This window comes from Nakamurella leprariae, assembly GCF_016918035.1.
GTDB classification, from domain to species: Bacteria; Actinomycetota; Actinomycetes; order Mycobacteriales; family Nakamurellaceae; genus Nakamurella; species Nakamurella leprariae.
This window is the reverse complement of the sequence record NZ_JAERWK010000008.1, coordinates 73749-87579: the sequence shown is the minus strand read 5'-3', so window position 1 is coordinate 87579 and position 13831 is coordinate 73749. Positions and strand designations below refer to the sequence as shown.

8 protein-coding genes and 1 pseudogene are annotated in these 13831 nt (G+C 73.8%); 4 read left to right on the top strand and 5 right to left on the bottom strand.

Features of this window, described 5'->3' with window-relative positions:
• Nucleotides 1-4 precede the first annotated feature (4 nt).
• The 5 genes from JL106_RS05775 to JL106_RS05755 are packed head-to-tail and all read right to left on the bottom strand — an operon-like array spanning nt 5 to nt 5659.
• On the bottom strand, nt 5-1216 hold the full coding sequence (locus JL106_RS05775; RefSeq protein ID WP_205259752.1) for a GNAT family N-acetyltransferase: 1212 nt from the start codon (nt 1214-1216) through the stop codon (nt 5-7).
• Complete coding sequence (locus JL106_RS05770) at nt 1213-1692, bottom strand: SRPBCC family protein (protein WP_205259751.1); 480 nt, start codon at nt 1690-1692, stop codon at nt 1213-1215. The genes JL106_RS05775 and JL106_RS05770 overlap by 4 nt, the downstream gene beginning before the upstream one ends.
• A 60-nt stretch (nt 1693-1752) precedes the next feature.
• Nucleotides 1753-3063, bottom strand: coding sequence for an aspartate aminotransferase family protein (locus tag JL106_RS05765; RefSeq protein ID WP_205259750.1), 1311 nt, complete (start codon nt 3061-3063; stop codon nt 1753-1755).
• The gene (locus JL106_RS05760) at nt 3060-4199 is read right to left on the bottom strand and encodes an SDR family oxidoreductase (protein WP_205259749.1); all 1140 of its coding nucleotides are present in this window, start codon (nt 4197-4199) and stop codon (nt 3060-3062) included. Before JL106_RS05760 ends, JL106_RS05765 begins: the two co-directional genes overlap by 4 nt.
• A gap of 59 nt (nt 4200-4258) precedes the next feature.
• Complete coding sequence (locus JL106_RS05755; protein WP_205259748.1) at nt 4259-5659, bottom strand: beta-ketoacyl-[acyl-carrier-protein] synthase family protein; 1401 nt, start codon at nt 5657-5659, stop codon at nt 4259-4261.
• 191 nt (nt 5660-5850) lie between these two features.
• Here JL106_RS05755 and uvrA point away from each other — a divergent pair.
• The 4 genes and pseudogenes from uvrA to JL106_RS05735 all read left to right on the top strand — a co-directional run.
• Nucleotides 5851-8748 (top strand): annotated as a pseudogene (gene uvrA, locus JL106_RS05750) (excinuclease ABC subunit UvrA); the annotation flags it as partial.
• 338 nt (nt 8749-9086) lie between these two features.
• On the top strand, nt 9087-10286 hold the full coding sequence (locus JL106_RS05745) for a DNA glycosylase AlkZ-like family protein (RefSeq protein WP_205259747.1): 1200 nt from the start codon (nt 9087-9089) through the stop codon (nt 10284-10286).
• 23 nt (nt 10287-10309) lie between these two features.
• Complete coding sequence (locus tag JL106_RS05740; RefSeq protein WP_205259746.1) at nt 10310-11464, top strand: GNAT family N-acetyltransferase; 1155 nt, start codon at nt 10310-10312, stop codon at nt 11462-11464.
• A 305-nt stretch (nt 11465-11769) separates the two neighbouring features.
• Nucleotides 11770-13827 (top strand): flavin-containing monooxygenase, encoded by a 2058-nt coding sequence (locus JL106_RS05735; protein ID WP_205259745.1) that lies wholly within the window; start codon nt 11770-11772, stop codon nt 13825-13827.
• The last annotated feature ends 4 nt before the right edge of the window (nt 13828-13831 follow it).

Here is a 13831-nt window from a genome sequence, read left to right as displayed (position 1 = left end):
GCCGTCATCCGGCGACCAGCCGGCGCAGCCGGGGCAGCACCAGCCGGCGCAGCACCGGGTCGGTGTGCCACACCAGGTTGGACCGCGCCACGAGCGCGCACCCGAGTTCCCGCTTGGCCTCGTAGGCGGTCTGGAAGAACTCCATCTCCCGGCAGCCGGCCTGCAGCGCCAGGTCGATGCCGTGCAGGTGGACCCGGTGGTACACCCCGGCGTCGGTGGCCCGGGCGTAGTCCAGGCCGACCCGCAGGGCGGCGGCGCCGCGCCCGCGACGCAACCAGAGCAGGAACCCGGCGGGGTCGGTCGGGTCGCCGGCCACGATGAGCCGTACATCGGGGGCGTCCGGGCCGTCGAGCTGGGGCTCGCTGCGGACGACGTCGGCGAGGAACCGTTCGGTGAGTGTCTCCAACCGGTTCTCCGCCCGGTCCAGCACCTGCCGGTAGCCGGCGGCCAGGGCGGGCAGGGCCTCCGGTGGCACGGTGCCGCTCAGCTCGCGCAGCTGGAAGCCGGCGGCGGCGAACCGCCGCAGCTTGGACCGGGTGTTCCGCCGCGGTCGGCCGGGCAGGCCGGCCAGCCACTCGTCGAAGGTGCCGCCGGTCAGCGGCAGCACGGTGTCCGGCTGGGCCGGCAGGACGGTGCAGCCCCGAGCCGTCGCGGCGGGTCGGACGGCGGCCAGGTCCTCGTCGGGCAGGTCCTTCCACACCACCCACCGGCCGCCGACGGTGCGGGCCCAGGTCAGCACGGCGGCCAGGGCTGCCTCACCCAGCGCCGACAGGTCCGGCGCCCGGCCCGTCCCCGGGTGGGCGGGGCGTCGGGCCAGACCGCCGTCGGTCAGCAGGTGGCCGGCGAACACGGCGTCGATCGTGAACGGGTCCAGCCGGCCCAGCCGGCGCGTCCACCGGGCCGGCCGGGACAGCGACTGCCGGGTGCTCCGGCTGAGCAGCCCGAGCAGATCCAGTCGGCGGAACCGCGCCACCGGCAGCACGGCGGCCAGCTCACCCCGGTGCTCCAGGCACACGAAGGCGGTGTGGTCCGGCCCGATGCCACTGCGTTGCACGGCCCGGAGCACCTGCCGGGACCACAGCGGCCGGTCGGGATCGGTGACGGCGGCCCAGTCGGCCGCCGGGATGTCGTCGACGTCGGTGACCACCCGGGCCGTCACCTCCTCCCGGAGTGCCGGCCGCGGCGAGACGGTGGTGCCGGCGCTGAGCAGGGTCATGCCGGCACCACCGGCCGGTGCTCGGCCCGGTCGCTGCGCGCACCCGGACCCAGGACCCCACGCAGGATGTCGGTCACCGCGGTGACCAGCTCGCGTCCGGCCACCGGTGCCAGCGCCTCGTCGAGTTCGGGCAGACCGAGGTCGAACGTCGCGCTGAAGCTGGCGACCACCCGGTCGTCGGCGGTCGTGACGTGCCAGCGGCCGGAGAAGTCGGGGATGTCGCCGTCGACCACCTCGAACGCGAGTTCGCGGGCGACCGGGTCGAGCCGGTCGATCTCGGACCAGTGCAGCATGCCGCCGCCGAAGCGGACCTTCCAGCGCGACAGGGAGCCGCCGGTACCGGTCGGGTCTCCCTGCACCTCGACCGAGGTCACGGCTGCGCTGCGGGTCGGGATCGAACCGAGATCGGTGAACGAGGTGAAGATGTCGTCGGCCCGGGCCGACACGGGCGTACCGACGGGGACCGGTGCGCTCATGGTGACGGTGACGTGGTGCATGACGGGTGCCTCCAGGTTGGGCCGGGACGGGACGGGCGTTCAGAGCGTGTCGTCGAGACCGGTGAGCGCGTCGGCCAGTGCGCCCAGCAGCCGGTCGACGTGTTCCGGTTCCAGCACGGCCGGCGGGGTGAGCCGGACGACCGTGCCGGAGTTCAGCGAGTAGGAGACCAGGACCTGACGGGACAGCAGGCGTCGCAACAGGTCTGCGGCGACCGACGGATCCCGGCAGACCAGGCCGATGAGCAGGCCGCGGCCGCGGACCTCCGGGACGGCCGCCGGGGCGCGTCCGGCGACCAGGGCGCTGATCCGGGTGAGCAGCCGGGCGCCCAGATCGGCGGCCACGTCGATCAGGCCGTCGCGGTGCAGGACCTCGACGGTGGCGGTGGCCGCCGCGGCGGCCAGCGGGTTGCCTGCGTAGGTCGAACTGTGCAGCAACGGATCCCGGTGCAGCGGGGCGAAGATCCGCTCGCCGGTGAGCACCGCGCCGACCGGGACGACGCCGCCGGACAGTACCTTGCCGGTGAGCAGCACGTCCGGCACCACCCCGGCGGCGGCGCAGCCCCACCAGGCACCCAGCCGGCCCAGGCCGGTCTGCACCTCGTCCACGATGAGCAGGGCTCCGGCCTCGTCGCAGGCGGACCGGACCCGGGCCAGCCAGCCTGGTGGCGGGATCACGACGCCGCCCTCGCCCTGCACCGGCTCGACCACGACGGCCGCGGGCGGACCGGGTTCGGCCAGCGCCGCCGTCACCGCGGCGACATCGCCGTACGGCACGAAGCTGACGTCTGGCAGCAGCGGCTCGACCGGCCGGCGGAACCGGTCGCGGCCGGTGACGCTGAGCGCGCCCAGGCTCTTGCCGTGGAAGCCGCCGATCGTGGCGATGATCCGGCGGTGGCCGTGCAGCCGGGCCAGTTTCAGTCCCAGTTCGGTGGCCTCGGCGCCCGAGTTGGTCAGCGTGACGAACGGCAGCTCACCGGGGGCGACGGCGGCCAGGGTGGCCGCCGCGCGGGCCAGCACCGGGTCGAGCACCCCGCGGACCGAGAGGGGGTGCCGGTACAGCTGTTCGGCCACCGCGTTCACCACCCGCGGGTGCCGGTGGCCGAGCAGGAACACCCCGTAGCCGCCGCAGTCGAGGTACTCGGTGCCGTCGACGTCCCAGACGAACGGTCCAGCCGACCGGTGCTCGAGCGGCGCGCCGGTGAGCGAGGCCAGGGTGGCCAGACCGCGGTTCACGTGGTCCCGGTACTGCTGCACGGTCCTGCGCCGCAGCTCCGGTGCCGACCCGGGACCGGCGAGGACCTCCCGGGCTGGCGTGGGCGGCCACAGCGGCTCGGCGCCGACGACGGTCACGACGCCACCTCCTCGCGGTCGGCTCGCAGGTCCGTGGGGTCGGTCGGGACAGGGATGCGCCGGCTCCGCGCCCACGGCGCCAGGCAGGTCTCCCAGAGCGCGCCGGGGTCGGGCACCCGGTCCACGCCGCCGACCAGGTCGGGCAGGTCGGTGGGGAACGCGACCGGGGTGGCCAGGTAACTGGTGAGGTGGTCGACCAGGCGGGTGGCCATGGCCCGCACCGGGGCCGGGAGTGCGGACAGGAACACCGGGGCGAGCAACCGGTGGTACTGCTCGGGGTCGACGAACCGGGGCAGGGTCACTGGCAGCCCCCACCGGCGGCCGAGATCGACCAGGAGTGAGGCGGTCTCGGCCAGGGTGAGCGCGGCGGGCCCCGCCGTCAGCCACACCGTGCGGCCGGCCCGGCGGCCGTCGAGCAGTCGCACCAGCGCGGACGCCACCGCGTCCGCGGCGACCACGTCCAGCCGCCAGCCCGGATCGACCGGCGCGAGCGGGATCCGGCCGGTGAGCACCGCTCCGGCGACCTGGTACACGGTCTGGTACCGCGCCACCGCGCCGGTGCGGGAGTCGCCGACGACGATCGACGGTCGGGCCACGGTGGCCCTGGCGCCGCTGCTGCGCACCACCTGTTCGGCGGCGAGTTTGCTGCGCGCGTAGGCGGTCTCGGGTCGGGACGCGCCGCCGCCGGACCCCGACTGGCCGACCTGGGCGAAGGCGGTACTGACGTGCACCAGGTGGGCGCCGGCCACGGCGGCGAACTCGGCGACCCGGGCGGTGCCGTCGACGTTGGTGTCGGTGACGTCCGGGGCGGCGAAGTCGGTGACCGCCGCCGAGTGCAGGACGGTGTCGACCCGCTCGAGCAGCCAGGCGTGGTCGCGTCCGGTGAGCCCGAGGCGGGGCGCGCGGATGTCGCCCGGCAGCACCAGCGGTGTGGGTCGGGTGCCGTCGTCCGGGGCGGCGGGCAGGGGACTGCGGCGGGTGAGGCAGACCACCGGCCGGTCGCCCAGCATCGGCAGCACCGCCGACCCGACCACCCCGGAGCCGCCCGTGACGAGTACGACGCCCCGGTCGGGACCGGCGGTCCGGTGCGGCCACGCGGCGACGCGGCGATCGGGCGGGAATCCGAGCACGGACATGGCGACGCCTCCAGGGATCGGGACAGCACGGGTGACAGGCAGCGAGCAGCGCCGGACGGTCAGGCGGCGTGGAAGGCGAGGCAGACGTTGTGGCCGCCGAACCCGAAGCTGTCGACCAGGCAGAGCCCGGCGGCGATCGACCGGGGCCGGTCCACGATGTCGAGGGCGACGGCCGGGTCGGGGGTGTCGTGGTTGCGGCCCGCCGGAGCCGCGCGCCGGGCGGCGGTCAGCACGGCGGCGACGGCGGCGACGGCCCCGGACGCACCCAGGAGGTGGCCGGTGAGCGACTTGATCGCGCTGACCGGGACGTGGTCGACGTGCGGGCCGAGCGCTCGGTGCAGCGCGGCGGCCTCGGCCCGGTCCCCGAGTGGGGTCGCGGTGGCGTGCGCGCTGACATGGGCGACGTCGCCCGGTGCCGCGCCCGCGTCGGCCAGTGCCCCGGCGACGGCCCGGGCGGCCTGCACGCCGTCGGGGTCGGGTTGCACCACCGAGCGGGCGTCGGCGGTGCCGGAGCCGCCGGCGAGCACGGCCAGCGGGACCCGTCCACGGGCCACGGCATCGGTCCGCCGTTCCAGCACCAGCATGCCGGCGCCCTCGCCGAGGACGAAGCCGTCGCGGTCGGTGTCGAACGGCCGGGACGCGGAGACGGCGGCCCGGGGTCGCATGGTCAGCGCCCGCATGGCGGCGAAGCCGCCGGCGGTCAGCGGATGGATGGCGGCCTCGGTGCCGCCGCACACCACCACGTCGGCCAGATCGGCGCGCAGCAGTCGCAGCGCGACGAGCACGGCCTCGGCCCCAGCCGCGCACGCGGCCGTCGGCGCGTGGATGCCGGCCCGTGCCCCGAGTTCGAGCCCGATGGTGGCGGCCGCCCCGTTGGGCATGAGCATGGGCACCCCGTGGGGTGACATCCGCCGGGCGCCGCCGTGCTGGTAGCCGGCCATCTGGTCGACGATGGTGCCGATGCCGCCCACGCCGGTGCCGACCACGACGGCCAGGCGTTCGGACGGGACGACCGGGGCCCCGGCGTCGGTCCAGGCCTCCCGGGCGGCCACCAGCGCGAGCTGCTGGCACCGGTCCAGGATCCGGGCCCGCCCGCGCTCCAGGGCGCCGGCCGGGTCCTTGGCCGCCAAGCCCAGCGCCGGCACCGGCAGGTCGGCCGGCCAGTCCGGCGGCGGCGGCACCAGGCCGGACGCCCCGGCCAGCAGGGCCGACCAGGTCCCGGCGGCGTCCCCGGCCAGCGGGGTCACCGCGCCGATGCCGGTGACCACCACCTCGTCGGGCCGGCGGGGACCGGCCGGACCCGGGCAGTCGTCCGCCGCGTCGGCCGCGTCGGCCGCGTCGGCCGCGTCGTCCACGATGCTGCGCACGGCCCGCCGCACGTCATCGTGCAGATCCCGGTGCTGGTACACGGCCGACCCCTCTCCCACGCGTTCCCGCGGCGGCCGGGTGTTCCGGGTCATCGCCGAGGTGGAACGGGCTGACGTGTTGACGGAGCGAAGACCTCGCCGTCTGATACCGAGGGACCGTCGCGGCCGCCGGAGGGTCTCAACGGGGTGTCGGTCGCCGGGTCAGCGCGGTCCGGCGACTCGGGTGGTCGACGGTCGTCGCAGGTGGGAGGGACTGTCGGTGGTCACGCCTACCATGGCTTCCCGTGACCGATCAGCTCATCGTGCGCGGGGCCCGCGAGCACAACCTGCGGAACGTCGACATCACCATTCCCCGCGATGCGTTGGTGGTCTTCACCGGACTGTCCGGGTCCGGAAAGTCGTCGCTGGCCTTCGACACCATCTTCGCGGAGGGGCAGCGGCGGTACGTGGAGTCGCTCTCCTCGTACGCCCGCCAGTTCCTCGGCCAGATGGACAAGCCGGACGTCGACTTCATCGAGGGCCTGTCGCCGGCTGTCTCCATCGACCAGAAGTCGACCTCCCGCAACCCGCGGTCGACCGTGGGCACCATCACCGAGATCTACGACTACCTGCGGCTGCTGTACGCGCGGATCGGTCGCCCGCACTGCCCGGTGTGTGGCGAGCCGATCGCCCGGCAGACGCCCCAGCAGATCGTCGACCGGGTCCTGGAGATGCCGGAGGGCACCCGGTTCCAGGTGCTCGCGCCGGTGGTCCGAGAACGCAAGGGCGAGTACGTCGACCTGTTCGCCGAGCTGCAGGCCAAGGGCTACGCCCGGGCCCGGATCGACGGGGTGGTCCATCCGCTCAGCGAGCCGCCGGTCCTCAAGAAGCAGGAGAAGCACTCCATCGAGGTGGTCGTCGACCGGTTGGTGAGCCGGGCGACGGCCAAGCAGCGGATCACCGACTCGGTGGAGACCGGTCTGTCCCTGGCCGACGGCGTGGTCATCCTGGACCTCGTCGACCTGGACGAGACGGACCCCGAACGCGAGCGGCGCTACTCCGAGCGGCTGGCCTGCCCGAATGACCACCCGCTGGCCCTGGACGAGCTTGAGCCGCGGTCGTTCTCCTTCAACTCGCCGTTCGGGGCCTGCCCGACCTGCACCGGCCTGGGCACCCGCAAGGAGGTCGACCCGGAGCTGGTCATCCCGGACCCGGAACTGTCCCTCGCCGACGGCGCGATCCATCCGTGGTCCGGCGGCGCCAGCGCCGAGTACTTCACCCGGCTGCTGTCCGGACTCGCCTCGGCGCAGGGTTTCTCGTTGGACACCCCGTGGTCCGAGCTGCCGTCCAAGGTGCAGAAGGCGGTGCTGAACGGCACCACCGACCAGGTGCACGTCAAGTACCGCAACCGGTACGGCCGCACTCGCTCCTACTACGCCGAGTACGAGGGCGTCATCCCGTTCCTGGAACGTCGTGCCTCTCAGGCCGACTCTGAGTCCGCCAAGGAGCGCTACGAGGGCTACATGCGGGAGGTGCCCTGCCCGGCCTGCCACGGGACCCGGCTCAAGCCCGAGGTGCTCGCCGTCACCATCAACCACCGGGAGTTGGGCGGCCGCAACATCGCCGAGCTGGCCAACATGTCGATCCGGGACGCGTCGGCGTTCTTCCCGGGCCTGGAGCTCAACGACCGCGACCGGATGATCGCCGAGCGGGTGCTCAAGGAGGTCGACGCCCGGCTCGGGTTCCTGCTCGACGTCGGCCTGGACTACCTCTCGCTGGACCGGGCGGCCGGCACGCTGTCCGGCGGCGAGGCGCAGCGGATCCGGCTGGCCACCCAGATCGGGTCTGGCCTGGTCGGTGTGCTGTACGTGCTGGACGAGCCGTCCATCGGGCTGCACCAGCGGGACAACCACCGGCTGATCCAGACCCTCACCCGGTTGCGCGATCTCGGCAACACGCTCATCGTCGTCGAGCACGACGAGGACACCATCCGCACCTCGGACTGGGTGGTCGACATCGGCCCCGGCGCCGGGGAGCACGGCGGCACGGTGGTCGTCTCCGGTCCGGTCCGGGAGCTGCTGGCCTCGCCGGAGTCGGCGACCGGGGCGTTCCTGTCCGGCCGGCGCAGCATCCCGGTCCCGGACCGGCGCCGGTCGATCGACAAGGCCCGCAGGCTCACCGTGGTCGGGGCGCGCGAGCACAACCTGCGCAACGTCACGGTGGACTTCCCGCTGGGCACGATGATCTCGGTGACCGGCGTGTCCGGGTCCGGCAAGTCGACCCTGGTGAACGACATCCTTCACTCGGTGCTGGCCAACCGGATCAACGGCGCCCGGATGATCCCGGGCCGGCACACCCGGGTCACCGGCGTCGATCTGGTGGAGAAGGTGGTCGGCGTCGACCAGTCGCCGATCGGCCGCACCCCGCGATCGAACCCGGCCACCTACACCGGCGTGTTCGACCACGTCCGCAAGCTGTTCGCGGCCACCACCGAGGCCAAGGTCCGGGGGTACCAGCCGGGCCGGTTCTCGTTCAACGTCAAGGGCGGTCGCTGCGAGGCGTGCTCGGGTGACGGCACCATCAAGATCGAGATGAACTTCCTACCGGACATCTACGTCCCGTGCGAGGTGTGCAAGGGCGCCCGGTACAACCGGGAGACGCTCGAGGTGCACTACAAGGGCAAGAACATCGCCGAGGTGCTCGACATGCCGATCGAGGAGGGCGCCGAGTTCTTCGAGGCGATCGGCCCGATCCACCGGCACCTCAAGACGCTCGTCGACGTCGGACTCGGCTACGTCCGGCTCGGGCAGCCGGCGCCCACGCTGTCCGGCGGTGAGGCGCAGCGGGTGAAGCTGGCAGCCGAGCTGCAGAAGCGGTCGAACGGACGCACCGTCTACGTGCTCGACGAGCCGACCACCGGTCTGCACTTCGCCGACGTGGAGAAGCTGCTGGCCGTGCTGAACGGTCTCGTCGACAAGGGCAACACGGTGATCGTCATCGAGCACAACCTCGACGTCATCAAGGTGTCCGACCACGTCATCGACATGGGCCCGGAGGGCGGCTCCGGCGGTGGCACGGTCATCGCCGAGGGCACCCCGGAGCAGGTGGCGGCCAACCCCGAGTCCTACACCGGCACGTTCCTCAAGGACATCCTGGCCGGCCGGGACACCGTGACCGGGCTGCTCGGCTCCACCGCGCCCGCGACACTCGCCGACGGGCTGCCGGCCTCGGCGGCGACCGCCCCCGACGCCCGGTCCACGCCGAGCCGGTCCACCCGGGCTCGGTCGACGGCGGTCGGCAGCGCCACCGCCCGCGCCAAGGCCGCACCGACCAGAACGGCCACCGGGCCGGCGGCCGTGGCCGCCGCACCGGCCGGCGTGGACGAGGCGGCGGTGGCCGCCGCGAAGGCGGCCGCGGCCAAGGCACGCCGGCGGGCAGCCAAGCTGCGCTGACGGCCGGGTTGCGCCGGAGCCGGCCGTGCTGACAGCCGCGCCCCGGGTCCGGCGGACGTCGGCCGGCGGTCGTGCGGCACGATGCCGCCATGGCCGCCTCCGGTGATCGCCGCAGCTCCCGCTCCACCCGGTCCGCCGACACCGCGGGTCCCGTGGAGCTGACCGCGGCCCAGGTCCGGGCGGACCGGATCATCGCCACCGGGCTCGACCGCCCGGCATCCCCGCCGGACCTGCTCGGCCGGCTCGGCGTCCAGGACTCCGCCGGCTGGTCGCTGCTCGCGCTGGCCAACCGGGTCGGCACCGGAGCCGGCGCCCCGGTCGTCGGCCGGCCGGACCAGGCCGGTGACGTGGACGCCGTACTCGTCTGGTCGCTGCGCGGTAGCCCGCACGTGCACCGGCGCACCGAGCTCGACGCGCTGGCCCGATCGTTGTGGCCGCGCTCGGCCGAGTCCGCGTTCGCGTCGCTGGCCGGCAGCGGCTCGGGCCTCCGGTCCGACGGCATCGACCCTCGTCAGGCGCTGGCCGACACCGCAGGCGCGATGCGGTCGATCATCACCGGGCCGATGACCAAGGGGGAGGCCAGCGCCGCGGTGACCGCGGCGGCCCCGCCGGAGTGCTCGGCGTTCTGCCGGCCGTGCGGCGTCGTGCACGTCCGGGAGATGCTGTTCCGCTGTGCCGCACTGCCCGCCGGCATCGGCCTGCAGCCGGGCACGACGCCGGTCGTCCTGGAGCCGCTGCGTCCCCGCGCGCCGGCGCGCACGCCGGGCGAGCACCGCGGCGGCGTCGAGCTGGTCGCCGCCGCGCTGGACCGGTACGGATGCGTCACCCCGGGCGAGCTGGCCGAGCTGCTCGGCGGCACGCCCGCCGACGTCCGGGCCGACCTGCCGGAGACGGTCGCGGTCACCGTCGACGGGCGCCCGGCCGTGACCACTCCCGACCTGCTGGACCGGATCACGGCGGGCGAGCAGGGCCGGACGGCCGAGGTGGTCCGCCTGCTCGGACCCGTCGACCCGCTGCTGGCGGCGCGGGACCGGGCCGTGCTGGTGCCCGGGCGCGCCGACCAGCGCAAGCTCTGGCCCGCCCTCGGCTTCCCGGGTGCCGTGCTGCTGGACGGAGCGATCGCGGGTCTCTGGCGAGCGAAGCGGTCCGGCTCCCGGCTGGATCTGACCGTGGAGTGGTTCGGGACCGCTCCGGCGCTGAGCCGCCGGCAGCGCGACGCGCTGGACCGGGAGGCCGAGCTGGTCGCCGACGTCCGATCGGCCGCGTCGGTCCGGCTCGTCCTGCCCTGATCAGGTCCGGTTACCCTGCGCCGATGCAGGTGCGCCAGCTGACCAGCGCCGACGCGACCGCGTTGGCCGCGCTGAGCCAGGAGTCCTTCGGTGTCCCCGACGATGTCGTGCCGCCCCGCCCCGGCATCCATCACTGGGGGGTGTTCGACGGTGCTCCGGCCCGACTGGTGGCCGCAGCCGAGGACCGGTGTCACGACAGCTGGCTCGGTGGGCGCCCGGTCCCGACCGCTGCGGTGGGCAGCGTCATGGTCGCGGCCGAGCAGCGGGGCCGCGGGCTGGCCCGGCGGCTGATGACGCACCTGCTCACCGCGGCCCGGGCCCGGGGTGCGGTGGTGTCCACCCTGTTCCGCACCGCGCCGGCGCTGTACCGGTCGCTGGGTTACGAACAGATCGCCGAGCTGATCGACGGGACGCTGCCGATCCAGGCGCTGCGCGGGATACGGGTGCCCGAGGGCGTCCGGGTCCGCCGTGCCGCGCCCGGGGACCCCGATGATCGAGCCGGGATCGCCGCGCTCTACACCGACCTGGCCCGTGAGCAGTCGGGCTGGCTGACCCGGACCGGGCCGACCTTGCCGGACCCCGCCACCGGGCCGCAGGCCCTGACCGTTGCGCTGGACGCCGACGGCCGTCTGCAGGGCGTGCTGAGCTGGCATCGGGCGGACGCCACCCTGACCGTCGACGACCTGCTCACCCGGACCGCGCCGGCCGGATCCGCCCTGCTCGCCGTGCTCGGCTCGTTCGACGCCGTCGTCGGCGAGATCCGCCTCCGCACCACCGGTCTGGACCCGGTGCACTGGCTGGTGCCCGGCGACGGCTGGCGGGTCGACCGGGTGCGCCCGTACATGCTGCGGCCGATCGATCTGGCCGCGGCCGTCGCGGCCCGCGGCTGGCCGGAGGACCTGCGCGGCACGGTCACGATCAGCGTGGACGACTGGGTCTGTCCCTGGAACACCGGGCACCACCGCCTGGAGTGGCGGGACGGCGTCGGCCGGGTCGCACCGGGGGAGCCCGGCGGGCCTCGGATGGCCGTGCGCGGGCTCGGCCTGCTGCTGGCCGGCGGCCTGGACGCGGCCGTGCTCCGGCGGGCCGGCCTGCTGGCCGGGGGCACCGCGGCGGACGACCGGGTGCTGACCCGGGCCATGGCCGGGCCACGGCCCGGCATCCGCGACTTCTTCTAGGTCGGTACTGCTCCGGGCGCGACCGTCCGTCGATTTCCGGCGGCCGGTCGGCGGCTGGCGGCTGCGGGCCCGGGCGTCCCGACCGTCCGGCCGGGAGTCACTCCGGTTCCCACCGGCGCAGATCGCCATCTGCCCAACGAGACCCCCTCCCACCTCGCCATATTTTCTGATCCAGCGGTTCAGAAAATCGGCGGGAAGAGCTGTGTCAGCGGTCACCACCGGCTATGCTCATGAACGTTCGTTCCACCGTCGACCGACGGCAGCGGGCGGTTCCCAGAGTTCTCAACGGAGAGAAGTGGATGTCGATGAGTCAGTCAGGATCGACCGCCGGAGCGCCGACGGTCCCCGCCACCCCGGACCGCGCCACGATCGCGCAGTTCCTCGCCGAGATCGACCCGGCGCTGCTGCTCGCCGTGCTGGTGCACCTCACCGGTGACCGCAGCAAGCTGGACCAGTACGGCGGTGCGCTGCACCCGGTGGTCATCCGGACCGCACGGGTCGCGCACGAGGTCGACCCGGAGGGTGCCGCCGCGCTCCGCGAGGAGCTGGCCGGCGTGATCGGCGACGGCGTGGCCGGGGATCCGCCGCTCGGCGTGCCGGACCTCGCACTGTTCAAGCAGATCGCCGAGATGGTCGTCGGTGAGGACGTTCCCGACGAGTTCCTGCGGGTGCTGCGGGAGCAGGCCGGCTTCGTCGGCAACGAGCGCTCCGTCGAGGCGCTGGTGCAGCCCCCGGCCTCCTTCGACGTGGTCGTCATCGGCGCCGGCCTGGTCGGCATCGACGCCGCGGTCAAGCTGCACGAGGCGGGCTTCAACTTCACCGTCTTCGAGGAGCGGGACGAGGTCGGTGGCACCTGGTCGCGCAACCGGTACCCCGGCGTCGCGGTGGACACCCCGAGCCACTACTACTCGCTGTCCTTCGAGCTGAACTCGGACTGGACGCACTACTACCCGTTCGGGGCCCAGTACCTGCGCTACCTCAAGAGCGTCACCGACAAGTACGACGTCATCGACAAGGTGCAGCTGCGCACCTCGGTGAAGTCGATGGCCTGGGACGAGGCCAAGGCCAAGTGGGTGCTGCAGATCGTCCAGGACGGCCAGCACCGCACCGTCGAGGCCTCTGCGGTGGTCACCGCGCTCGGCTTCTTCGGCACCCCGGTCAAGCCGGACATCGTCGACGCCGACAAGTTCCAGGGCGTCGTCATGCACTCCTCGGAGTGGGACTCCTCGGTCGACCTGACCGGCAAGAAGGTCACCGTGGTGGGCGCCGGCTGCACCGCTGTCCAGATCGTGGCCAGCGTGGTCGACCAGGTCTCCGAGCTGACCACCATCTCCCGGCAGCCCCACTGGATCGTCCCCGAACAGGTCGGTCAGGAGGTCTCGCCCGCGATGAACTGGGCGTTCACCCACCTGCCGTACTTCAACCAGTGGTTCCGGCTGCGCACCTACTGGTACGGCTCGGACAAGGGCTACGAGGTCTCGCGCATCGACGCCGAGTGGGCCAAGGACCACCTGTCGGTCTCGCCGGCCAACGACGTCGTGCTGCAGGTCTGCCTGGCCTACCTGGACGCGACCTTCCCCGAGCACCCGGAGCTCAAGGCCAAGCTGACGCCCGACTTCCCGCCGTTCGCCAAGCGTGTGGTCAAGGACCCGGGCTACTACGCCGCCCTCAAGCGTGATCACGTACAGCTGCTCACCGGCAGCATCGAGCGGTTCACCGAGCACGGCTACATCGCCACCGACGGCACCGAGGTCGAGGCCGACGTGGTCGTCATGGCCACCGGGTTCCAGCTGGACTGGCTGTCCACCATCGAGATCACCGGCCGGGACGGTCAGACCCTGGCGCAGAAGTGGGACCCGACGCCGCGGGCCTACCTGGGCGTCACGGTGCCCGGTTTCCCGAACCTGTTCATCACCTCGGGCCCGAACGCCGCGATCCTGCACGGCGGTGGCAACAACTTCGCCGGCGAGTGCCAGGTGCACTACATCGTCGAGTGCCTGCAGACGATGCTGAACCGGGACGTCAAGACCTTCGAGGTCACCCAGGAGACCGTGGACGAGTACAACGTCTGGGTCGACGCGGAGATGGACCGAACGGTGTGGCAGCACGGCGGCACCGCGCACGGCTACTACCGCGAGGGCACCGGCAAGTCGATCGTCGGCTCGCCGTGGCGGATGGTCGACTACTGGAACGAGCTGCGTGAGCCGCGGCTGGAGAAGTTCCTGCTGGACGGCAAGGCGCTCGAGGCCGCCCCCTTCTGCCCCCGGGTTGTGTGGGCGGGGCGGGCCCCCCCCCCGGCCCGCCCGCCCTCCCGGCGTCTGTGCCCACGTCGGTGCCCAGGCTCCGCAGGTCCCGGCGGGTGATCGC